Source organism: Methylomonas sp. DH-1 (assembly GCF_046097555.1).
Classification (GTDB): Bacteria; Pseudomonadota; Gammaproteobacteria; order Methylococcales; family Methylomonadaceae; genus Methylomonas; species Methylomonas koyamae.
Map to the genome: position 1 here is coordinate 3,426,018 of NZ_CP143089.1, position 24,286 is coordinate 3,450,303.

A 24,286-nucleotide genomic window follows, 5' to 3' on the forward strand; every position below is an offset into this window, starting at 1 on the left:
GCTTACGTCCCAGCTAGAATTTGCAGCAACCGGCGGCCGCTTTCCACCCAGCCAAAATAATTCCGCACGTAGCGACGGTTAGCCTCGCTGCAACCGGTTTGGTTTTCTAAAAGCGCTAAAACATGCTTAGCATAATCGTCAGGAGTATCCGCTATCGCCAAATGCAAATCCTGCTCCGGCGGAATACCTTCCATTGCTGCTGAGGATGCGACGACAGGCTTGTTCATTGCCAGCGCCTCTAAAACCTTATTTTGAATGCCTCTGGCAATCCGTAATGGAGCCACAATCAAATCGGCATAAGCCAAATAAGGGCGGACATCGTCTACGCGGCCGGTAACAACCACCGCAGGGTCGTTCTCCGCTAGTTGCAGCACTTCTCGCGCCGGTTTGGACCCCACTATATAAAAGCGTACTTCCGGACATTTCGCCGTAATCAAGGGTAAAACCAATTCAGCAAACCACTTCACTGCATCGACGTTGGCCCAATAATCCATCGCTCCGGTAAAGACAATGGATTTCTTATCCAAAGAGAATGGACGCTGGTAATCGAGTGCAGGATCGAAGCGCTCCGTGTCGACACCGTTATTGACAAACGTAATTTTTTCGGCGGACTCCGGTGCCAGAGATTTGAATAGATCGGCTTCCTGCTCGGAAACGAATAAAGTGGCTTTCGCGCGAGCTGCAATTCTCCGCTCGAATCGCAGCAATTTTTCGGCTTCCCGCCGATAAATCCAGCTAGCCGGCCAAGTCTTACTCAAAGCATATTGGCACCACTTGTCGGAATCGACATCGACAAAATCGGCGACAACTTTCAGCGAAGGGTATCCCGCAACGTACTGCGCCATTGGCGATGAAAAAATCAGCGCCCGATCTATCGATTGTTCACGGATAGTATCGTCCACCCAAGTTTGCAGTCTGGCACTACGGTAATACGGCAAGCTCAATGCTTCATTGGTCAGCAACCCGACTAAGCTCTGGACTTTTGCCAGACGCGGCACAAGATTGATACAACAGACCTGATTACAAAGACCGGCCAAGGTGTCGACGTACTGGCGATCGTCGGGGTCGTCGATAAAGGTACCCAGAAAAATTTCGTATTCGGCTGCCAAAGCCCTTAGAAAATGGTACGAACGAATCTTATCGCCCTTGTTGGGCGGATAGGGTATCCGATGAACCAAATAGAGCAATTTGGGCTTCATGCTTAACCCAAATCTTTGGCTAACCAAGGTCCGAGCCATTGGCTCACTGGCAGCGGCAGTTTTTTCCAGGCTGCTATAAACAATTGGTATTTAGGATTCAAAGGATTGATTTCCGGAATTTGTTTTGCAGCCACCAAATCGATTTCATAGAATAGTGGCTCCTGCTCGAATCCCCAGTGTTTTTTAAACCGATACGATCCGGTACCGATTTTGCTTCGGCCGTAATCGAAGACTTTGCAGCCTTTTTCGACAGCCCGACGCATAACTTCCCAATACATGAAATCGTTGCCTTTCAAATCGCGGGCGGCGTCGACACCGCCTCCGTAGTACGGCAAAACCTCGTCCTTGAAATAAAAACTCATGACGCTGGCAATTAAGCGCCCTTCGTGTTCCACGCTCAGCACTTCGCAACTTTTACCAAAAACTTCTTTTAGTATTCGAAAGTAATTTTTTGGAAAAACAGGCGTGCCTAAATTTCGAACGCTCTCCGAATAGGCCGCGTATAACCTATCCACGTTATCATCTATTACGCTAACCAAACCTGCTTTGATACCGGCTCGCACCATTGCCCGTTGTTTACGCGGGATCGCGTTCAAATTCTTTTCAACATCGGTATCGAGTTCTTTTCTGAATGTGACGTAAAGTTCTTTATGTGGCCATTCGGGATGCGCCTGATGGCGGTTTCGCATCTCTAAACAATCGACGCCTAAATCCCTGGCTAGTTGCTGGGCCTGCGATTGCAAAGCCTTAAAAGACTGATCGTTGCTGGCAAGAATGCCGCCGTAGACACAAAATGCGTTGGATACCAACGAATTTCCGAACAACAGGCTTTTAACATGTGTTAATGGCAAAACCCCGGTAATTTGACCATCCTGCTCGAAATAATAGTAATAAGTCGGATGCCCGAACGCCCGTTGTATTACTTGTTGCCAAGCCGCCAAATGAAAAAAACTACCGTCGGCCGCCGCCATGACATAGTTATCCCAACGCTCTGCTTGGGCAGGCTCTAGCAATTTGATCATGGTTAATGATGACAGTCTGTTTTGTTTAGAAAGACATTGCGCATTGTATCCCAGGCAAAATCGGTTATCAGGTTATCCAACCTGTCGTGCATTTTGCTGAGATTCAGATAATGCCTGAAGCGGGTCTTGAAAGACAAACCCTGTTGCTTGGGTTGTTCAGGATCAATTTCCCATGGATGAAAATAGAAAATTCCGGCTTGTTGCTCCTTATTATTAATGTAGCGGTACGCCCATTTGGAGAACGAATAAGGATATAAGCGGAAAAAGCCGCCGCCACCGCACGGTATATTCCTCCGGAACAGATTCAAAGTCGTTATCGGAATTTCCAACAAATCGGGAGCGTTAGTCGGCCGGTAAGCGAAACGCGGCGCATCAGGCATGCCGTACAGATCGTGCTTTACCGGATAGATGCTGGAACTATATGAAAATCCCTCCTCCTGCAAAATTTCCAAAGCCCATAAATTCTTGGCACCGATCGAATAACTGGCGGCACGGTATCCGATAACGCTCTGTCCCGAGACATCCTCCAGAATCCGCTTACTTAGCAGGCTGGTGAAAAACTCCCAAAGCTGCAGTCATCAAGGCGCATAGCCTCAGCAAACAAGTAAAATAGCGCATCTAAATTGGAGAAGCCCCCCATGCGCGGACACGATGCCATTCAAAGTAGCTGGTTCAGCTACGTTAGCCTGGAAGAACGTATTCCCAAACAGCATCCGTTGCGTCGTTTACGTCTACTCGTCGATGGCGTATTGACCTCTATGAATGCCGTCTTTGCCGAGCGTTACTCGCACACTGGCCGCCCGTCGATTGCGCCCGAAAAACTGCTGCGCGCCTTGCTGTTGCAAGTGCTGTACACCGTTCGTAGCGAACGCCAGTTGATGGAACAGCTGGACTACAACCTGCTGTTTCGCTGGTTTGTCGGTCTGGGCATCGACGATGCTGTCTGGGAACGCAGCGTGTTCAGCGCCAACCGCGAACGGCTGCTGTCCGAAGCGCTGAGTCGCGAATTTTTTGAGCGGGTACTGGCCATAGCCGAATGGCAAAACCTGGTGTCCGACGAACACTTCAGTGTCGACGGCAGCCTCATTGAAGCCTGGGCCTCGCACAAAAGCTTCGTTAAGAAAGACGGCAGCGGCCCGGACAAACCCGCTGGCCGCAATCCCGAGGTCGACTTCAGCGGCGAAAAGCGCAGCAACGCCACCCACCAAAGCACGACAGACCCGGAAGCGCGGCTCTACAAGAAAGGCGAATACACCGAGGCCAAACTGCGTTACATCACCCATGCCCTATCCGAGAATCGTAACGGCCTGATTGTCGATGTCGAAACCACCCAAGCCACCGGCACCGCTGAAATCGAAGCCGCGCAAACAATGATCAAACGCCGTGTGCCCAAAGGCGGTAGCGTCGGTGCCGACAAAGGCTATGACCAACCGGCTTTCGTCAACGGACTCAAGGCGCAAGACATCAAAGCCCATGTGGCCCGGAAAAAGACCGGCAGTGCCGTCGATGGCCGCACCGCGCGCGGCAAAGGTTACGCCCAAAGCCTCAAGCGCCGCAAAATCGTCGAAGAAGCCTTTGGCTGGGTCAAAACGGTCGGCGGCCTGCGCAAAACCCGTCACATCGGCTTAGCCAAAGTCGCTGGCCAAGCCTTGTTTTGCTTCGCCGCCTACAACCTGACGCGCTTGCTCAACCTATTGGTGTTCACGCCGAAACCGGCGTGGAGTGCGCCCACCTAGGGTGAAGTACGCCTGAAAACCGTCCACAGACGGCTTCAGGCGAATAAAAAGCCCTTGAAACAGGGGCAAAACGGTTGAAACTCGATGTCATGACCGATTTCAACACGAAAAAATCACGGAAACCGTGGGTAAGGGGAAATATCGGTGGGTTTTTCACCAGCCTGTTAGGCGCAGGTCTTCTCGAAACTGGTCCGGCGTCTGTTCGGTAACCCTTGTGTGCTGGTAACCATGGGACGCAAGCTCATGCCCTTCGGCAACGATTCTACGCACTAAGCCAGGATAACGTTCGCCGACCCAACCCAAAGTAAAAAAAGTGGCTTTTACTTGCCGTTGCTGGAATAAATCCAGAATTCGGCCAGTATTTTGCTCGACCCGATGCGGCAGCTTATCCCAGCGGTCACGCATTACATGTTGCTCGAATGCAGAAACCTGAAAATAATCTTCGACATCCACTGTCATTGCATTGATTGGTTTGATCGTTACATTCATCGATTCGTCATCCTGCCTGCAAATAATGCCGCAAAATTTCATCGACTATTCTGACTGCCGCCCGACCATCCCAGTATTCAGGGACTCGGCCGGTTTTACCGCCGGTAACCATAATGTCGTCGACACACGCCATAATTTTCTCAGGGTCACTTCCCACGATAGTATTGGTACCTTCCGTTACGGTTATGGGCCGCTCGGTATTCTCCCGTAACGTAACGCACGGCACACCCAGAGCGGTAGTTTCTTCCTGCAACCCGCCCGAATCAGTCAAAACCAGTTGCGCGGACTGCATTAATCCCAAAATCTCTAGATATCCCACTGGCGGAAGTAAGGCTACTTGCCGACCAGACAACTCGGATAACAAACCGGCATCGCTTAATTTTTGCTGGGTCCGCGGGTGCACAGGGAACACTACCGGCACTTTATTGCTAATATCCGCAATCACTGAAATCAAGCGCGACAGGGTATCGGGATCGTCGACATTCGACGGCCTATGCATTGTTAACAACGCATATTTTTTTTCGTAGATTGGTAATGCGACACCGTAGCGCTGCAGAATTTGGTCTAAAGAATCCGCTTGCTTACAATTAGCAAGCAGAGTATCGATCATGACGTTACCACTGAATTTGATGCGTTCGGGAGCGATTCCTTCTCTGACTAGATTGGCCTCCGCCGCCCGCTCAGTAGTAAACAATAAATCGGAAATTTGATCCGTCAACACCCGATTGATTTCTTCCGGCATTTCACGGTCAAAGCTCCGCAATCCCGCTTCCACGTGAATCAAAGGAATGTTTTTTTTAACGGCTACCAGGCCGCATGCAATAGTGGAATTGACATCGCCGACGACCAAAACCGCAAATGGCTTGACTTCGTCCAAAACCGACTCGAAACGTAGCATAACGTTAGCGGTTTGAACCGCGTGCGTACCGGAACCGACACCCAAATCGCGATCCGGCTCCGGTATGCCCAATTGCCGAAAAAACGTGTCCTTCATCGTTTGATCATAGTGCTGCCCGGTATGCACGAGGTAAGGTACGACCCGATCTTTTACTAGTTGCAGCTGACGAATAATTGGCGCCATCTTCATGAAATTCGGCCGCGCGCCGACGACACAGACTATCGTTTTGGACATTATTAAACCTATTCGGAATCCGTTGTTTCGCCGTAAACGCTATCCATATCCAACTGCAACAGGATCGCCTTTCTGAGCAAGGCTTTTTCTTTACTTACGCTGTTTCTCAGGTTATCCACGATGGCTTCCAATCTGTCCAATCTTTGCTCAAAACTAGCATCGTCGTTCGAAATGCGGCCGGCAACCAAGGTCTGTGTACGAGTGTCTTCGTCGCCCGACTCCAGTAGCATTTCTTCTTTGACCTCAACGATCACTTTTCTAACGGCTTCTTCATTCAATAGCGCCAGCTCTTCCAAATAACCGAACAGCAATAACCGATCGCACAGCGAGTTAATCCTCCGTGGAATGCCGCCGGTAAACTCATGAATCACATCGAAAACGCCCGGCCCGAATTCCGGCGTTCCGCCCCAACCGGCCGTCTGCAGACGAAACAAAATATATTCTTTGGTTTCTTCCAAATCCAGCGGATCGAGCTGAAATGTCGACACGATACGTTGCTTTAATTGCTCCATATCGGCAGCATAAATCGTCCGCTTCAGTTCGGTTTGACCAACCAGGAAAACTTGAAATACGGGGTTGCCGTTTACATCTAAGTTAGTCAACATTCGAAGCTCTTCCAGCGACTGCTTCGGCAAGTTTTGCGCTTCGTCGACGATCAATAGCAATCGCCGCCCCTCTCTTGCTTTCTCAACAATAAATTTTTCAAAACCCGAAAGTAAACTGGCTTTGTCCGTTAACGAAAAGGTGAAACCGAAAGTCGATGCCGCCATTCTCAATGTATCCTCAGGACCGACCTGTGAGGTCATCATCACACCGATCAACAATTTGTCTTTATTTAAATTTTTGATCAAGCTTTTTACCAGCATGGTCTTACCGGTACCGGGAGAACCGATGACCAACACAAAGCCCTCGCCCTGCGTTAAGCCGTAATGCATGTAAGCCAAAGCCCTTTTATGCACAGAGCTTTGAAAGAAAAAATCAGGATCGGCGCTAAGCTGGAAGGGCTTTTGCGTGAGATTGTAAAAACCGTCGTACATTGTCTATTATTCAGAATCGAACGTTAAAGTTGGCTGATGCACGGTTTTCAGTATAGTCGAAAGTGGAGGTGTCTGAACTTTGGCTGATGTGGCGAATCTCGAAACGGGTATCCATCAGCAAAGGACGTCCAAGATTGATCGGGATGGAACGATTGAGGCCCAAAGCCAAGTCGTATCGAGTGTTGTCCGCTAATTGACCCTGGTTATGCTGCCAAGATGGGCGAAGATAAAAATTCAACCTTGGCTCGACTTGCCACTGCCAACCTCCCGAGATACCGTAAGACATATCCTCTCCGGCTCTTAGCTCGTAAGATCGCCTTTCGTTATACACGGAAGCGTTGTAACTGCTTTTGCCCGTCTGGTAACTAAATGATAAAGCCCCTCTTTTTCTAATAATAACGTCGTTGACCAGATCAAAAGGATTTGAAACAAGCCGAGAATTGTTAAAATTAGGACCGGGAATTAACCGAGTGCCAGCGGGATCAGATGGGTCCAGCATCAAAAAACCCTGAGCTATTAAATCTTGCGTATTTATCACTTGGCTCAGGTTACCGGACGCATCCCTGATAAAGTATCCCTGCTCGGTCAACAACTGCTGTGTAGTAGTAGTTTCCTGATTATAATTAAATCCGAAATTAGCTTGTTTGAATTGGTATCTTAGACTGGCGTCCCAAGAATCGCCGGTATTAAGCCCCACATCTTTATTACGGTATGTAATGGTAGAACTGAAATTGCTTGACGGATTGAATTGCACCGTAGCGTGTTTGTTATTGCCCAAACCGACTTCCAATGAATACCATCGACTAGGATTCCAGCGTCCGCCCAGCGTATAAAAAAAACCATTTCGAATATTATTCTGGGTGGTCTGATAATCATTATTTTCGAAACCAGCAAGCCCGAAAACACTAAACTTTCTATTCAAAAAATAGCGCATATCTCCCTGGTATTGTTCAAACCGAACGTCCTGCCCGGTTCCCCTGGTTTGCTCATTCGATGAATAATTCAGAGCCCAATTCATACTACTAAAAAACGAGCCGCTCGCCAAACGGGCTTGGCGCGTAAAAGTATCGGAATCGGTTACAAAATTATCCGGAACCAAACTCGCGGCCTGAGAAGAACTGGAAGTGTCGAAAGTAGATCGGCTGTAACCGACTTTGAACAACCCACTCCCAAACTGGCCGAACCTTGGCGTCCAGTACGGAGAAATACTGAAATTTGTATTTTCAGTGCGTCCGCCGACTCCGGAAATATTATCGGTAGTAACTAGCGTATTACTAATATTTTGCTGGCTAATCGAGCTGCTGGTCTGAATAAAAAGGGTATTCCTGACGGCTTGGTACAAAGAGGTCATGTTCAACTGGTGATTAAAATCTAAATCATCACGCCCGCCGGCATTGTGCAAGCCTTGTAAGCGATAATTCAGATTAAAATTACTCCAAGGTGACGAGCCATTTATAGAGAGCCCTGGCGCCACCTCGGTGACAAAACCGCTTTTTTTTTCGATATTAGAAAGGTTTATATTATCAGTAAACGTCTCGGTAGCCGACAAACTTGGAGTAAGACGCCAATCGAGCCCATAACCAATTCCGGGACAGCAAAAACAAACTAAAAAACTAGAGAAGACGAGCTTACAGGGAACTACCTGAAACCGAGAAGAACAAGAATCAAAAATGCCCATATTTACCATAACTGTAGTTATGACCATATATATCTATTTCTTTTCTTGTCTTGTTTAGCAGCGTCATAACCACATCGCAATTGCTCAACTTGGAAACCGATTCATTAACAACGCTTTGTGGAGTAGCCTCCGCGGCAATCACGAGCACAACCTGACCGACAAGTTCAGCCAAGATCTGAGCCTGAGTCGCCACCAACAGAGGGGGGGAATCGAAAATTACGATCCTGTCCCTATAGCGGCGGCTTACTTCTTCCGCGAACAAATACATTCTTTGACTGGACAACAATTCGGTTGAATATTTATGTCGCTTACCTGCGGTAATGATACTTAAATTAGGCAGATCAGTTTTTAACAAAATATCCGAAAAAGTGACTTTGTCATCCTCCAAATACTCTATCAACCCACGAGAATTATCAATTCCAAGCTGCTTAGCAATATTAGGCTTTTCAACATCGGCATCAATAAGCAGAACACTTTTATCCCTTTCATTAGCAATACTCAACGCCAAGTTAATGGAGACAAATGTTTTACCCTCCCCCGGCAAACTACTGCATATTAAAATCAAATTCGAACGATTAATCCCATTGCTTTCAGCCCCTTGAATATTATTAACCAAAGGCCGCTTAATCACTCTAAACTCTTCTGCGAGTTGAGACTTGGCATTATTACTATCGATAAAACCATTTTCAGAAAGCGCCTGCCAATCGATATTTACAACCCTATCTGGAACAGCCTTGCTTGCTAGGTCAACAGCCGACTTCTCTCCTACGAAAGAATTAGCATCAGAAATTTTGCGGTCTCTAGCGCTATCCAATTCAACTGAATCGGTTCGCTCGCTAGTGATTATAAGCCCTTGCTTGGCGGCTTTATTCAGCGCATTTTCAATAATACTCATAATTTACGCCTTACTTAAGTATTTCCAGCGCCATAATACCGATATAGCCAGCCACCAATAAGAGCAAAGTAGAGACCAGTATCCAGTCAATATTCGTGGTTTTATTTATACCCTGAGAAGTTAGGGATACACTCCCTAGAGAAGGCAAGCCCGTTACTACTCGAACTTGCCTTGCAGACATAAATACCGGGCGTATAAAATAAATCAAAAAAGCAACACAAAATCCAATTACAATACTGACCAATAAAACCAATGAATAAAATAATTTTCTATTAGGGAAGCTGGGCTTATCTGGCTTGCTCGGTGGATCGGCAATTTTGAATTTCAGCCTTGAAGTTTGATCATCCACCCGCTCTGTAATGTGGGCTTGTTCTCTTCTTTCCAATAATTCAGAATACTTGCCACTGATCGTTTCATAATCGCGATTTAGATTTTTCATCTCGGTCTCGATAGTCAACCTTTCGTTCAAGCCTTCTTCCAGCTTAGCAATTCTTTTGCGGATAGACTCCACCAGAGCTTCATTTGAAGCAACTTCAGCTTGGGCATTGTCAAAGCCCATTTTAAGGGCTTGAACGTAGGGATTTGTCATTTTGGCAGGTGCTATCGAAGTTTGATCTTCGACTTTATTTTCTTTATTAGCCAATTCTTGCTTACTTGCTAACTCCTGTTGTTCTTGACTCTTTAATGTATCTATCAATTTATCAATTTCAATGATGGAGGGGTGCTTTTCGGTATATTTCAATAATAACTCTGTCCGTTTATCCTTGAGCGATTCGATTCTAGCGCTATCAGCGGAAGATGATACTTCTTGCGATGCAGTCGGAATACCCCAATCCTCGTCTGAGTCGCGCACTTCCGCTACCTGTTCTGCCAGAACATCTCGGCGAGAGATGGCCTGTTGGAGAGCAGTATTAGCGTCCTGATACTGCTCTTTCATCTTTTGCAACGCCTGAAATTGATCTGCGTCGTTCAATAAATCCATATTAGTTCGTTTAAATTCCTCTTTTGCCTTTTCCGCATCCTGCAACCTGATTTCGTAGTCCCGAATTTGTTGCTCTATGAATCTTTGTGCGTCGCTGGCATCCGCCAAGGCTTTACCTTCAGTTTGCTCTGAAAACACCGTTAAAACTGCTTGTACGACACTTCTAGCGACTTCTGGATCTCTGGCGCTAAAAGCGATGTCAAAGATATCTCCACGACCACCCGCAATGGTAATATCTTTCTTAAGCCTCTCGATTAAATCCGACTTGCCGCCAAACTCATCCTGAATACGACTTAACTGCGATAACTCGATAATTTTCTCCAAATTTGGCCTAGTGAACATTAACTGCTGAATTATTCTTATTAACGCGGATATATCCGGTTCGATTACCATCCCTCTCATAAGCGGTCTAATCACAGTTGCAGAGTCTATATGCACTTTTGCTTTGGACTCAAACCTATCAGGCATTAAAAAAATATAAGTCCACGCACCTATACAAACTGCAAGCGCAAATAAAATCGCTACACGCTTGTACTTAAGTGTGCCTTTTAAATAAAAATAAACTTCGGACAGATCTTGCTGCATAATTAAAAGACCCAAAATTACCCACAATTAAAACCAGCCAGCACACCGAAAATGACACTAAAAATACGCATCTGGGATAATTAAAATATCACCGGGCATCATCAAAACATTGGCTGTCAAATCGGCGTCATCAATAAGATCATTAATTCTCACCGCATAAGGCTTAAGCTCTCCATTAATATTCCGAATAACACTGGCTCTATTTCCATCGGCATACTGATCAAGCCCTATTTGGATAATAACATCCAACAATGTCATACCCCTTTCGTAAGGTATCGACTTTCCTTGGTAGCGACCAATTCCACCGCCACCGCCACCGCCACCGCCACCGCCACCGCCACCGCCACCGCCACCGCCACCGATTCTACCTATAATTCGAATTTGCTGATCCCTAACACCTTTGAATCCTCCGACCATAACTACGACCTGAGGACTTTTGACATAGGTAGACAGCACCTTCTCAATATCTCTGGCTAGCTCGAAAGGTGTTTTACCGCTCGCTAAAAGCTCCTCAACCAACGGAACAGTAATTTTGCCATCAGGTCTTACCGCTGCAGATGTCGATAATTCAGGATTTCCCCATACGAATATGTTGACACTGTCTCCGGGTCCGATTCGATAGGTATAGTCAGAAGCTTGCTGTATGTCTTCAAGCAAAGGCTGCGCACACCCGCCAACGAACAAACTAGCAAGCACCGCAACCCAGGCAACAAAGAATTTTTTGAAAATCATCAACATGGCCTATTATGAATTTCTAATTTATTTAATTGTAGAATGTTCAATCTCGAACAACATCTTCTTCGCAACATCCTGTCCAGCAAAGCCTTTCTTCTGCCTATCCGATAAAGCGATAGCCTGCTTTAATTCGGATAATGCAGTTGCTTTATTGCCACTTTGGTAGTGGGCAACCCCCAAATGGTATCTGAATTCAGGTAGTTTTGGCTCCTTGATGATGAGTTCTTCCAGTAATTTTAGTCCATCCGTAACCCTGCCGGACCTTACAAGCGCCCACGCATAGGTATCTTGAAAATAAGGGTTATCGGAGTTTTTAAACCTCTCGGCAAGCGCCATACCCTTGACCAAGTTATCTTGGTCATCCGACTCTACAAGCAAAGCCGACAAATTATTCACAACAACGTCGACATCCGGATGCCTTTCAAGCAATTCTTCGTAAATTTTCTTTGCATTCTGTTTTTCGTTGACTTGCTCGTAGAGCCCCGCCAAAGCCAACGCTAGCTGAACGTCGTCCGGATTAACTTGCAAACCTTTCAAATATATTTGCTTGACTGATTCCACATTTTCACCGGATAAGGCTTGGACTTTAGCCAAAGCCAAATAACTGGAAACTGATTTAGGAAATTTATCGACATGCCCAGAAAGTAGCTTTTTGGCTTTGCTGTAATCTTTACTGACCAAGTAAGCATCCGTCAAAACACCAACAATCGCAGAGTCATCCGGATGCTTATCATGGTGAATTTCCAAATAAGAAACAGCTTTTTCTTTCTGTCCGGACGCATCAAAGCTTCGCGCCAGGTTTACCATAGAATTAAGATGTCCTGGAAATTCTTGAAGAATCTTGTCATATAATGCTATCGCATCAGAATATTTTCCTTTACCCTGCAGTACGTTGGCTTGAAGATAAACCGGCACAGCTTTCTCTTTGGAAAATAAAGCTATTTTATGCACAACATCCTGCGCCTGATCCCAACGTTTTTCTAAAATATCAAGCTCTGCCTGGCTAATAAGAAAATTAATTTGATTTGGCTTTAATTTAAGAGCTTTGTCTAAAACTTGTCTTGCAGTATCTCTTTGCCCCGCTTGGATATAGGAACTAAAGGTATTATTAAAAGCAACCAAGTTGACCGGATTTACTTCCAGCGCTTGCTTGAAATATTTATCAGCAGCCTTACGGTCCTTTTTAACTTGGTGCACTTGCCCCAAAAGAGCATATACCTCGTCTAAATTTGCCTTATCCCATACAAGCTTGTTCAGTAAAACCAAAGCCTCATCGGGATTGCTTTCGGCCAAGAATAACCTTGCTCTTAAGAGTTTTGCAGGAACGAACTCAGGATTCGACACAAGCACTTGGTCAACAATATTTTTTGCGACATCGTATTGCTTGGCGAGCATGGATGTATCTGCGATCAAAACTTTCGCTGTTAGCCCTAAGTCGCCATCTCCTTCTAATTCAACAACTTTCTGTAATCCATTTTTGGCCGCGTCGATAAAGCCATTCGCCATCATCCACTTCGACAATTCCAATATTGGGGCACCCTGCCGCTGATGACGATTTACCATGACCTCATACTCGACAGGCACCCTGTCTTTAGCCCTAGCATTAAGAAACTCTAACAGAGTAATTTCGGAATCGGGCTTATAGCCTTCCTTTTCGATAACAACCCGGAGCAAAGATTCTGCCAAATCCAGTTTGTTCGTCATGGAATAAATTGAAGCCAAGCTCAATTTAAAATTATTGTTCTCTGGGTATAAATCAACAAGGCTTTTATAATCTTCAATTACTTTGTCAACCTGGTTGTTAGATGCATTTATCTTCACCCTAAACAAACGCAAAGCTATATTCTTGCCGTCTTTATCTAAGCCTTTCCCAATTAAATCCAAAGCATCAGCCGGCCGATTGGCCTTGTAAGCTAAAGCGGCAGCTAAAGACAATACATCGACGTTATCTTGGTTATCCTTCAAAATTTGCTGGACAATTTGACTGGCTTGATCGGACTTCTCCTGTTTGGCGTAAACGGAAGCCTCAATAATTTGAGCTTCTAAATTGCCGGGGTCACTAGCCAAGGCCGCTTTTGCCAGCTCCAAAGCCTTATCCAAATCGCCAGATAAAACATTTAGCTTGCCCAGCTTGATTTTAGCGTCAAGTAAGCCGTTATCTAATTCCAACGCCCTGGTCAAATTCTGCTTCATAGCTTTGTAATTATTGGATTTTTCATCCAGCAAGGCCATGTAATAGTAAGTTTCCCCTCTTTTGTCGTCACTCTGATTGGCGCTTTTCAACTCCAAGAAAGCTTTATCCAATTCGCCTTTCTCGATAAAGTCTTTTCCTTTTTGTAGATGACTATCGGCGGTTTCTACCGGTGAATTACATCCGAACAAAAGTAGCGCACAAACCAGCGCAAAACCTTTATCCACGTTATCCTTATATTTTCTTATCACCACTTAGAAGTACTCCAAAAATGCCATTACAATTTCGTGCGCGTCATTCAGCGATGCTTTGTTTGATCCATGCATATAGCTCCCGCAACTCCGCATGCATGTTTGCCAACACCGATTGCGTTGTAATGAAGTAAGGCGCGCGAATGCCATGATAGTCGATGTCTTTTCCGACTCTCTGAAAATCAATTCCTGATCGATGCATCATTCGTGGTAAAAACGGCTCCATCATTGCAAACACGTTAGTCCGTCTATCGATTTCGGTCAAAACCGTTGCCGCAAAAAAACATGCAACCGCAATAGTCGAAAAAGTCCTCTGCTCTTGCGCGGAGAAATGTAATCCGTTGATTTCGCCGAAACGAGTCAGACTCTCACCAGTCCTTCTGCGAAAAGCGCCATCAACAGCCAACCTGGATATTTCACACACCGTGTTTCTGTCAAGCTGCAGACTAGCAAGCGTATTGCGATCCAGGCTGTTGCTGCAGTACCTTTCTAAAGGTAACGGTGCCTCAGATTCCGCCCCCAATGCAGGAACTAATCTGACACAGCCAGCGGGCAAACCAGTGTGTATATGGGTAATCAAACAATGACGGGAGAGTTGATCATACTCGTCAATCTCAAGCTGATCTTTAAAATGCTCTTGCGATTCATATTTGAACTCTTCGCAATACACCCTATACCTTATTCGAAAAACCTGCTGTTTTTGCGCAACAGTTTCCGCTAGGGAGACCTTAAAATAGCGACTAAAGCTTTCCGCTAATGACAGCTTTTGTGCGACGTCCATTCTATGCGCTCTCTGATAAATTGCTTATCAACTACAAATACTTATCGATATCATGAGCTTTTATACCCCACGCCAATAAATGTTCGATACGATCGTTCGCCAAACCTAAACGTCTGGACATAGTTTGAAACAACTCTTTCAAAAACAAATACCCTTGAATAGGATGATCGTCCATATACACGCTCAACATATCGCTACGAATTTCCAGCAATTGCACGTCTGTCACCGAAATAACCGAAGCCGTGCGTTCCCTCGACTCATAAAGACACACATCTCCGAAGACTGCGCCGGCCTCCAAATCGCACAACCCCGGACTAACCCGTTTATTACCATCCAACTCGGCCCCACCCAGAACCCTGACAAGACCTTCTTCCAAATAAAACAAAGTTTTTCCCGGATCGCCCTTCTTGACGATAGTGGCACCCGCACTCAGTCTGTATCGTCGCCAAGCGCAGCCCTCTTGAAACAGCGGATTCTTCAGAACGTCACTAAGTATTTCTATCATCAGGCCAAACCATATCAATAACACTGACTCGCTGGTTATAATGGCAAAGTAAGCGTGCGGCCACTAACGACCAAACATGGAAAACTACATTTATTACAGCTACTTGACTGCTAGTGTCGCGTACGTAACCTTATTCGTTTTTGTTGTCTTCAACAAAAACCGGCATTACCCTTTCATAATAGCAGTTCTGTGCTCAGCCATATGGTCAACGAGCGTGACGTTTGCAACAAAAAGCAGCCACTACTTTTATGCCGACACCCTAGCTCACGAAACCATACGCAATGGCGCTTGGTTTTTTCTGTTAGGCGCTTTGCTTTCCAAGCAACGTTACAATAACTACAAGCAACTGTTTAAGGGGCACACCAGCATTGCGATTACAACATTTGTCTTAATAATTCTGTGTTTGGAGTCTTTTCCGGAATCGTTAAAGTTGGTCACAACTGTTATAGATGCCGACCCCAGATTTGCCGGACACGTCGTGTTTGCAGTTCTCGGCTTAATCCTGGTGGAGCAACTCTACCGAAGCACCCCCTTAAAACAACGGTGGAACTTGAAATTCCTGTGTATCAGCCTTGGAGCGGTTTTTGCTGTTGACTTGCTGGTTTATAGCAAATCTTTATTATTCAACCATCTAGACTTCGCACTCTGGCAGTCACGGGGCGTTACAAACGCCATGATAACCCCATTTTTGGCAATCACAGCTACCCGCCTTAAGCTTAACAGTGACGGCCAGGACCTGACAACTCCCCGCAAGACTATTTTTTACACCACGATCCTATTCGGATGCGGTGTCTATTTAATTTTAATGTCATTCGCCGGGTTTTATATCAAACGCGCCAATACCGAATGGGGCGAGACTGCGCAGGCCGTGTTCATATTTTTGGCGTTGTTGTTACTGGTCGTACCGTTTACATCCGGCAAGATCAGGGCCTTAGTCAAAGTTTACTTTAGCAAGCATTTCTTTCACTACAGTTACGACTATCGCGAGGAATGGCTCAAAATCAGTAAGGCGCTGGCCAAACTTGAATCCCTGGAGGAATTGAAAGGCTTTATTATCAATACCTTGACCGATTTGGTGGAAAGTACGGGCGGCGGATTGTGGTTAAAAAACGATCAAGGTAGATTTTTTCTGGCCGCCGAACAGAACTTGAGGTTAACGGCGCAGGAAATCGATTACCTGCATAACGTTGGCGACCTCCCGCTCTACTTGGCTAATAAGCAATGGGTGATAGATTTCTTTGAACTGTCCCATGCCCCCGAGGTTTACGATGACATCGACCTATCGCCCTGGTGCTATGAAGACAGCCAAGTCTGGCTGATAGTACCGTTATTTCACCTGAACAAACTGGAAGCTTTTGTCGTATTGACCCAAGCCAGAGTACCCAGAAAACTGAATTGGGAAGACCATGACTTACTAAAAACCGTCGGCATGCAACTCGCCAATGCATTAGCTCTAAACCGAGCCAGCGAAGAATTGGCTAACAACCGCCAATTCGAAACCTACCACAGGCTCTCCGCGTTCCTGGTACACGATTTGAAAAATTTAGTGGCGCAAATCTCGTTGATTGTCAGAAACGCCGAAAAACACAAACATAACCCGGACTTTTTCGACGACACCATCGATACGCTGAATAACGTCGTCAAAAAAATGCACCATATCGTGGAACAGTTAAAGCAGGGCGAACCGCAAGCCGCTGCCAATAGTGTGGTCAACCTCGCCGCGATCGCCCGCTCGATTGCCCAACAACACCTGGGATCGCCGCCGGTTACCCTGGATACCGATTTAGACGAATGCCCGGTCTCTGCAGATAAGATCAAACTAACCAATATACTCACCAACCTGGTACAAAACGCTCAGGACGCCACCCGGAACAGCGGCGGCTGGGTGAAGCTTGAATTAACAAAAAACCAGGACTATGCTCAAATCAAGATCATGGATAACGGCGTAGGCATGGACCAGCAGTTCATAGCCGAACGCCTGTTCAAACCGTTCGACACCACCAAAGGTAACGCCGGCATGGGTATAGGTGCCTATGAAGCTCGGGATTACATTACCAAAAACGCCGGCCAGATTCATGTCGACAGCAAACCCGGCCAGGGCACCACGTTCACAATAAAACTGCCGTTAGCGAAACTCATTTCCGATAAACCAAGGACTCAATGACCCAATCAAGAATATTGCTCGTTGTCGAAGACGACCCGGGGTTGCAGAAACAGTTGAAATGGAGCTTCGAACAATACGAAGTCGTGATTGCCGGCAACCGGAACGAAGCCATCGCCGCGATCAGAAGATATACGCCTAGCGTTGTGACGCTGGATTTGGGGTTACCGCCGGATCCGACCAATGCCAGCGAAGGCTTGGCGACATTGCGGGAAATACTGGCGCTGGCTCCGGCCACCAAAATAATCGTCGTTACCGGTAACGACGATCGCGCCAACGCAATTCACGCCGTCGCACTGGGCGCCTACGATTTTTACCAAAAACCGGTCGATCCCGACATTCTCGGTTTAATCATCGAACGCGCCTTTCATTTGGATGCGCTGGAACGCGACTACCAAAATCTGCAGCAGCAAAAGCCGCTGCACGGCGTTATTGCCACCAGCCCGCAAATGCAGGCGGTGATGCGGATGGTCGAGAAAATTGCCCCTACCCAAGCCACGGTTCTACTGCTCGGCGAAAGCGGGACCGGTAAAGAACTGCTAGCCCGAGCGTTGCACCGGCTAAGCACGCGGTCAGAGCAGCCATTTGTCGCAGTGAATTGCGCAGCGATACCGGAAACGTTACTGGAAAGCGAATTGTTCGGCTACGAAAAAGGCGCGTTTACCGGTGCGGTCGCCCAAACCAAAGGCAAAATCGAATATGCTCAAGGTGGTACCTTTTTCCTGGACGAGATCGGCGACTTGCCTTTCGCCTTACAGGCCAAATTGCTCCGCTTCATCCAGGAGCGGATAATAGAAAGGCTGGGAGGCCGTAAAGAGATCCCAATCGACGTCCGCATTATCTGCGCGACTCACCGGAAATTACCCGACCTGATCGATCAAGGCACATTCCGCGGCGATTTGTACTACCGGCTGAGCGAAATCGTAGTCGACATCCCGCCGCTACGCGACCGCGAAGGCGACGTTACCACCATTGCCAACGCCTTGCTGCAACGCTACTGCCGGGAAAACAACCTGAAGGAAAAACATTTTTCCCACGATGCCGCCCAAGCGATGGAAGCCTACCACTGGCCGGGCAATATCCGGGAGATGGAGAATAAAATCAAACGGGCAACGATTTTGTCCGACGGCAATTTCGTCACCGCGGCCGACCTGGAGATTGGTCAGCCGGCAGAAAATACTATGCCTTTGAACCTGAAATCGGTACGGGAAGCGGCCGAGACGGTAGCCATCAAGCGCGCCCTGAACTATGCAGACAACAACGTATCGGAAGCAGCGAAATTGCTCGGAGTAACCCGACCTACGCTATATGGTTTGTTCGAAAAATACGGCTTACAAGGCTTGGTCCGTAACCATTCCGAAGACTAACCGAAGGCTTCGCAGCGAATAGATCAGGCGCCGGACACGAAGGACACTACCCCGATTTGCCGCAAATCTCGGCCGCCGTAGCGGACCGCACGGGTTTCGGCAAATTCCGAATACAAGCGGTAATCTTGTTGGTAATCCTGCTGCCATAACGGATTTTGCAGGATATGCTTGACGCTCAAACGGTAGGGCGTACGCTGTCCTCGGTGATCGCAAGCATCGCCGATTTGGCGCATGCGAAAGCCTTCCTTGCTAACAAAATACGCCAACGCCGGTGTTACCAAAATAAACCAATCGTCGATACCGCTTCGAGCCGAATAAACCGTCGCCGCCCGGTAAAGCCCCCACATGATACTTCTATTCAGGTTCCGATAATCATGTAAAAAACTGACATTCCCCGGCCTACCGTCTATCGGGGAATGGTGTTTTCGCAATGCGAACCGTCTGGCTTCCTTAACAACGCAAAGCCTCGAAATCTCTACCGCACGACTGTAACTGGCTTTGGCAAGGCCTCGGTATGGCGCGCAGTGCTCTTCGAACGGAAAACGCTGCCGTTCCGGCCTAACCAACCTCAGGGCGCCGAGCCATTCGCCGCTGAATTTGTGCCGGACCAGGAAATGTACCGCGTTGGCGTCCCACTCGTCGCGCTCGAGTCCGTCCGGAAAAAGCTGCTTGTCTTCGAAGCCCAACTCGTCGCAATAGACTCGATAACGAATGCGGTAATGGATTTCCTCTGCCTCGGGGGTATCGGCTAAAAACACCTCGAAACAACTATCGAAAGAATGCGGATTCTGAGTCACGCGACACCACACTTAATAAATTTGTTTAACAAGTTCAAATAACTATGGAAACTTTTTCACAAGCCATTTCAAGATGGTATATCAATTCTATTAATTTTAAAACCGCTTGACAAAAAACCTTGGCCTCCACCGAGACGGCAAGTTAGCTAGCGGGCATTCCAGCGCAAATCCAAAGTCAACGGATAGTCCCTGTTCGTTTCTTCGGCAGGCAATTCGGCAGAACCGGTACTCGGCGTATAACCATGTCGCAAAAACCGGCTGACCCGCCGGCCTTCGGCTTCATAAGCATTCACCGGCAAGGTATCGTAATTGCGCCCGCCGGGATGACTGACATGGTAGGTGCATCCGCCAACCGAACGCCCGTTCCAGGTATCGATCAGATCGAATACCAAGGGAGCCTGTACGCCGATGGTTGGATGCAAAGCCGACGGCGGATTCCAGGCCCGGTAGCGAATCCCGGCCACCATCTCGCCCTGCTTGCCCGTCGGCTGCAGCGGCACGCGCCGGCCGTTACAACTCAATAGATAACGCTCGCCCATCGCCCCGTTCAGCGAAACTTGCAGCCGTTCGACCGAAGAATCCACATACCGTGCGGTGCCGCCGCTGGTGATTTCCTCGCCGAGTACATGCCAGGGCTCGATCGCTTGATGTAAATCCAACTGCAAATCGCCGACGCGCAAACTGCCGATATGCGGAAACCGGAACTCCAAAAACGGCGCAAACCATTCGCTTTTGAAATCGTAACCGGCCGTCTGTAGATCGCGCGCCACATCTTGAATATCGCTGGCGATAAAATGCGGCAGCATGTATTTATCGTGCAATTGCGTACCCCAGCGCACCAGCGGCTTCCGGTAAGGCTGACGCCAAAACCAAGCCACCAGGGTTCTGAGCAGCAACATTTGCATCAGACTCATCCGCGCGTGCGGCGGCATTTCGAAAGCCCGCAATTCCAGCAAGCCCAACCGCCCGGCATCGCTGCCCGGCGCATACAGCTTATCGATGCAAAACTCGGCGCGGTGGGTATTTCCGGTCATATCGACCAACAAATTGCGCAACAGCCGGTCCACCAACCAGGGAGCCGGCACTTCGCCGTCGGGCATTTGTTGAAACGCTATCTCTAGCTCGTACAAACTGTCGTTACGGGCTTCGTCGACCCGCGGCGCTTGGCTGGTTGGGCCGATGAACAAACCCGAGAACAAATACGACAAAGCAGGATGATGTTGCCAATAAGTGACCAAACTGCGCAGCAAGTCGGGACGCCGCAGAATCGGGCTGTCCGCCGGGGTAATACCGCCCAACGTGACATGGTTGCCGCCGCCGGTGCCGGTATGGCGGCCGTCCAGCATGAACTTCTCGGTACTCAACCGGGTCAGGCGGGCATCTTCGTAAAGCGTCGCCGTATTCTCGACCAACTCGCGCCAACTCGCCGCGGGATGGATATTGACCTCGATCACACCGGGATCCGGCGTCACCGGCAAGCGGTTCAAGCGCAAATCGTGCGGTGGCTGGTAGCCTTCTATCACGACCGGCAGCTTCAATGCCGCCGCAGTGGCCTCAACCGAGGCGATGAGATCCAGATAGTGCTCCAATTCGTTGGTCGGCGGCAGAAACACATACAACCGCCCTTCCCTGCTCTCCACCACCAGCGCGGTATGCGGTATCCACAGCGGATCGCTCGAGTCGCGCTCGTCCACGGCCTCCATTTCGGGCGGATGCCATTCCTGCTTCGCAGTTTGGCTGTAGCGCCGACTGACTTCGGAATCTATATCGCCCAGCGGTTCGACGCTATCGTACAAACTGCGCTCGACCGGCTGCTCCCGGCGCTCGAACGGCACCCACGGCAGGCTATTCAACGGCAAACGCAGACCCATCGCCGAATCTCCGGGCAACAAATACATCTCGCCGCGGCGGAAAGACCAGAGCGCGCTGTTCCAGGACCGGGTCTTGTAACGCCAATGCAACGGCAACGCGTAACCTACCGGAGCGCCCAAATCGCCGCTCAGAATCCGCGCCAGCCGCTGCCGTTCCAATTCGTCGGTCAAATCGGCCCGCTTCGGGTCCAGATTGGCCGGCAATAAACTTTCCTGGTGCAAGTAATGTAACGGGTCCTCGTAGCCCGGCACGATAAACGAACTCTTCAAGCCCAGCCGCTTCGCCAAATCGCGTACAAACGAGTCGGCCTGCTCGCGGGCGAATCCGTAATCCCGGCTTTCGTCGGCCAGCAAGCCTGGGTTTTTCCAAACCGGCGCGCCGTCTTTGCGCCAGAAACACGCCAACTGCCAGCGCGGCAACGGCTCGCCCGGATACCATTTGCCTTGGCCGAAGTACAACAAACCGCCCGGGGCAAAACTGTCGCGCAAGCGCCGAATCAATTTCCCCGCCAATTTGCGTTTTTCCAAGCCGTCGGCTTCCGTGTTCCATTCCGGCGCATCCATGTTATCGATCGAAACGAAGGTCGGCTCGCCGCCCATCGTCAGCCGGACGTCGCCGGCCAGCAGTTCGGCGTCGACTTTCTCGCCCAACGCATCGATCTCGGCCCATTGCCGTTCGGTGTAAGGTTTGGTGACGCGCGGATCCTCGTGTATCCGGCTGACGCGGTTGGCAAATTCGAAACGCGTTTCCGCCTGGCCGACAAATCCGCCGCTAACCGGTGCCGCACTGACGTAATCGGCGGTGCAGGCCAGCGGAATGTGACCCTCGCCGGCAAACAACCCCGAAGTCGGATCCAGGCCGACCCAGCCGGCGCCGGGGATATACACTTCGGCCCAGGCGTGTAAATCGGTGAAATCGTGATCGGTGCCGGACGGCCCGTCCAAGGCCTTAACGTCGGCCACTAATTGCACCAAATAGCCGGATACGAAGCGCGCCGCCAAACCCATGTGGCGCAACACTTGCACCAGCAGCCAGCCGGAATCGCGGCAAGACCCCAACTTCTTCGTTAAGGTTTCTTCGCAGCTTTGCACGCCCGGTTCCATCCGGATCGAGTAAGCCACCGTTTGATTGACCGCCTGGTTGGCCGCCACCAGAAAATCGACCACACCCTGCTCGCTGCGCGGCAAAGCTTTCAGAAATTCGGTCAGCAACGGTCCCTGCTCCCTAACTTCCAAATACGGCGCCAGCTCCTTGGCTAATTGCTCAGGATATGCGAACGGATATTTCTCGGCATATTCCTCCAGGAAAAAGTCGAATGGATTAATCACCGTCATTTCGGCGATCAAATCCACCTCGATCGAAAACTCCCGGGTTTTTTCCGGAAACACCAGCCTCGCCAAATAGTTGCCGAACGGGTCTTGCAGCCAATTGATAAAGTGCTTTTCCGGTTTGACCCGCAGCGAATAGGCCGAAATCGGCGTCCGCGAATGCACGGCCGGCCGTAGCCGCAACACGTGCGGCGTCAATTGCACCGGCTTATCGTAGAAATAGCTGGTCTTGTGGTTTATCGCGACACGAATACTCATGCATTCACCAATGGATTGGCGGCTTCGCTTTCAGCCTGTAATAGCCGCAAGTTTTCCTCCACGCCGGCGGCATGGGTCAATTCGGCGACGTTTTGCTTGGTAAAAAAACCGTCGAAATCGCCGAACCGCTGCACGTATTCGATAATCAACGACGAGTGTTCGGATGCGCTGGAAAAAATCTGCTTCAAACCTTCTTCGCGCGAACCGATTACATCCAGCAGGAAATCCTTACCCCGAGCCCGAATCGCATCCACCACGTAATCGATGTTGGCCTGGTTGCCGGTCTCGCCGTCGGCGACTGCCAGAGCCAGATGGTGCAGGCGCGGCCCGTAATTGCGCACGAAATTTTCGGTCGGCGACGGCAAGCCCACCAAATGGTTGACGAAATAGGGCTGGTTCGCCGCCGTAAAGACTTTGGCCGGGCTGATCCGCTCATCGGCGTAATGGATGCTTTTGGTGACGTTGGTCGACGAATTCTGGTTGGCGATATCGTACGACCCCCAATAGTAGTAACTGGACAGGGTCAGATACTCCAGTATCGCCACTTCCCGGTTCTGGCTGTAAACGCGGGTTGCCAAATGGTCGATAGGCCGGATCAGTTTATCCAGCCCCAAGTCTTCTTGAATGGCCTTGGCGGCATGGTAACCGCGGTTGACTTCGTCCAGAATCACGCTGTTGCCTAATGCATACACCCGCATATCTTCCGGCGGCCGCTCCCAATAAGCGACGACGTTGTGCGTATACGGCGACGGCTTGACGATCGCCATATTGCCGGGCAATTCCAGTTTGCGGATTTGGTCCTGATTGAAAAAGCGGATTTCCCGGCCTTTTTGCTGCTCCACCACTTCGTGCAGATTGCTGACCCGGAAAATCTCGCCCATGTAGCGCGAGTTGGGTTTATGCGCCCCGATCGGATACACCTCGTTCAAGCTGCGGAAAATATCGCCGCGCCCCGGATCGCGCACCTCGCGCACCAACAAATCCGGCGACTCCATATCGATGCGCAGGATATGGGTCCAATGCGACTCCGATTCCAACGTGACCAAGTAGTGGTAAGGCGTCATCAGAGCCAACTCGCTGACGTAAGCCGCCGAACATCCGGGCTCGACCGTGATCATCAACGCATCGATTTCGCGAATCATGTCGCTCAACCCGGTGCGGTCGCGGTTTTCCAACAACCGGACCAAAAACTCCTCGAACCAAGCCGAATTGGCCTTATCGCCCTGCTTGGGGTGAATCAATGAATTAACCATCCTGTTTCCTCTAACGCTTTCTATCCGTTACC

General features: G+C 49.0%; 19 protein-coding genes. 3 read left to right on the plus strand and 16 right to left on the minus strand.

The features are described from left to right. Positions 1-2: 2 nt before the first annotated feature. From VXJ35_RS15545 to VXJ35_RS15555, 3 genes are read right to left on the minus strand one after another with little or no spacing between them, the layout of a single operon-like run. Positions 3-1,199, minus strand: coding sequence for a TIGR03087 family PEP-CTERM/XrtA system glycosyltransferase (locus VXJ35_RS15545; protein WP_064022267.1), 1,197 nt, complete (start codon positions 1,197-1,199; stop codon positions 3-5). 2 nt (positions 1,200-1,201) lie between these two features. Continuing rightward, positions 1,202-2,221 (minus strand): FemAB family XrtA/PEP-CTERM system-associated protein, encoded by a 1,020-nt coding sequence (locus VXJ35_RS15550; protein WP_064022268.1) that lies wholly within the window; start codon positions 2,219-2,221, stop codon positions 1,202-1,204. Between the two features lie 2 nt (positions 2,222-2,223). Then, entirely contained in the window at positions 2,224-2,673 is a 450-nt protein-coding gene (locus VXJ35_RS15555; RefSeq protein WP_231914759.1) for a DUF3473 domain-containing protein, read from the minus strand. Positions 2,674-2,859: 186 nt separating this feature from the next. Between VXJ35_RS15555 and VXJ35_RS15560 the strand changes: the two genes are divergently transcribed. Then, positions 2,860-3,957 carry an IS5 family transposase gene (locus VXJ35_RS15560; RefSeq protein WP_064019980.1) on the plus strand — a complete coding sequence of 366 codons (1,098 nt, stop codon included), beginning with the start codon at positions 2,860-2,862 and terminating at the stop codon, positions 3,955-3,957. Between the two features lie 153 nt (positions 3,958-4,110). On the opposite strand, the gene VXJ35_RS15565 is transcribed toward VXJ35_RS15560, so the two are convergent. The 10 genes from VXJ35_RS15565 to VXJ35_RS15610 all read right to left on the minus strand — a co-directional run bounded on the left by VXJ35_RS15565 (position 4,111) and on the right by VXJ35_RS15610 (position 15,218). After that, positions 4,111-4,446 (minus strand): polysaccharide deacetylase family protein, encoded by a 336-nt coding sequence (locus tag VXJ35_RS15565; RefSeq protein ID WP_082880953.1) that lies wholly within the window; start codon positions 4,444-4,446, stop codon positions 4,111-4,113. 7 nt (positions 4,447-4,453) lie between these two features. Then, positions 4,454-5,578, minus strand: coding sequence for a non-hydrolyzing UDP-N-acetylglucosamine 2-epimerase (wecB, locus tag VXJ35_RS15570; RefSeq protein ID WP_064022269.1), 1,125 nt, complete (start codon positions 5,576-5,578; stop codon positions 4,454-4,456). Between the two features lie 8 nt (positions 5,579-5,586). Beyond that, positions 5,587-6,615 carry an XrtA/PEP-CTERM system-associated ATPase gene (locus tag VXJ35_RS15575; RefSeq protein WP_054760438.1) on the minus strand — a complete coding sequence of 343 codons (1,029 nt, stop codon included), beginning with the start codon at positions 6,613-6,615 and terminating at the stop codon, positions 5,587-5,589. A 10-nt stretch (positions 6,616-6,625) separates the two neighbouring features. After that, a complete protein-coding gene (locus tag VXJ35_RS15580) occupies positions 6,626-8,293 on the minus strand; it encodes a TIGR03016 family PEP-CTERM system-associated outer membrane protein (protein ID WP_082880954.1) in 1,668 nt (555 codons plus the stop codon). Beyond that, positions 8,280-9,188 (minus strand): XrtA-associated tyrosine autokinase, encoded by a 909-nt coding sequence (locus VXJ35_RS15585; protein WP_064022270.1) that lies wholly within the window; start codon positions 9,186-9,188, stop codon positions 8,280-8,282. Before VXJ35_RS15585 ends, VXJ35_RS15580 begins: the two co-directional genes overlap by 14 nt. Positions 9,189-9,198: 10 nt before the next feature. Continuing rightward, entirely contained in the window at positions 9,199-10,755 is a 1,557-nt protein-coding gene (locus tag VXJ35_RS15590) for an XrtA system polysaccharide chain length determinant (protein ID WP_064023548.1), read from the minus strand. Between the two features lie 57 nt (positions 10,756-10,812). Beyond that, on the minus strand, positions 10,813-11,487 hold the full coding sequence (locus VXJ35_RS15595) for a polysaccharide biosynthesis/export family protein (protein ID WP_231914760.1): 675 nt from the start codon (positions 11,485-11,487) through the stop codon (positions 10,813-10,815). A 27-nt stretch (positions 11,488-11,514) separates the two neighbouring features. After that, complete coding sequence (locus VXJ35_RS15600) at positions 11,515-13,908, minus strand: tetratricopeptide repeat protein (RefSeq protein ID WP_064023549.1); 2,394 nt, start codon at positions 13,906-13,908, stop codon at positions 11,515-11,517. 67 nt (positions 13,909-13,975) lie between these two features. Then, positions 13,976-14,713 (minus strand): PEP-CTERM/exosortase system-associated acyltransferase, encoded by a 738-nt coding sequence (locus VXJ35_RS15605; RefSeq protein WP_064022272.1) that lies wholly within the window; start codon positions 14,711-14,713, stop codon positions 13,976-13,978. Between the two features lie 31 nt (positions 14,714-14,744). Next, the gene (locus tag VXJ35_RS15610) at positions 14,745-15,218 is read right to left on the minus strand and encodes a Crp/Fnr family transcriptional regulator (protein WP_054762477.1); all 474 of its coding nucleotides are present in this window, start codon (positions 15,216-15,218) and stop codon (positions 14,745-14,747) included. Between the two features lie 76 nt (positions 15,219-15,294). On the opposite strand from VXJ35_RS15610, the gene prsK reads away from it, so the two are divergent. Both prsK and prsR read left to right on the plus strand, forming a co-directional pair. Further along, positions 15,295-17,382 (plus strand): XrtA/PEP-CTERM system histidine kinase PrsK, encoded by a 2,088-nt coding sequence (prsK, locus tag VXJ35_RS15615; protein WP_064022273.1) that lies wholly within the window; start codon positions 15,295-15,297, stop codon positions 17,380-17,382. Further along, positions 17,379-18,746, plus strand: a complete 1,368-nt coding sequence (gene prsR / locus VXJ35_RS15620; protein ID WP_064022274.1) for a PEP-CTERM-box response regulator transcription factor — start codon at positions 17,379-17,381, stop codon at positions 18,744-18,746. Before prsK ends, prsR begins: the two co-directional genes overlap by 4 nt. 23 nt (positions 18,747-18,769) lie before the next feature. On the opposite strand, the gene VXJ35_RS15625 is transcribed toward prsR, so the two are convergent. The 3 genes from VXJ35_RS15625 to VXJ35_RS15635 all read right to left on the minus strand — a co-directional run bounded on the left by VXJ35_RS15625 (position 18,770) and on the right by VXJ35_RS15635 (position 24,254). Next, a complete protein-coding gene (locus tag VXJ35_RS15625) occupies positions 18,770-19,543 on the minus strand; it encodes a PEP-CTERM/exosortase system-associated acyltransferase (RefSeq protein WP_064022275.1) in 774 nt (257 codons plus the stop codon). 146 nt (positions 19,544-19,689) lie between these two features. Continuing rightward, a complete protein-coding gene (locus tag VXJ35_RS15630; protein ID WP_064022276.1) occupies positions 19,690-23,001 on the minus strand; it encodes a DUF2126 domain-containing protein in 3,312 nt (1,103 codons plus the stop codon). Then, complete coding sequence (locus tag VXJ35_RS15635; RefSeq protein ID WP_064022277.1) at positions 22,998-24,254, minus strand: hypothetical protein; 1,257 nt, start codon at positions 24,252-24,254, stop codon at positions 22,998-23,000. The genes VXJ35_RS15630 and VXJ35_RS15635 overlap by 4 nt, the downstream gene beginning before the upstream one ends. Between the last annotated feature and the right edge of the window lie 32 nt (positions 24,255-24,286).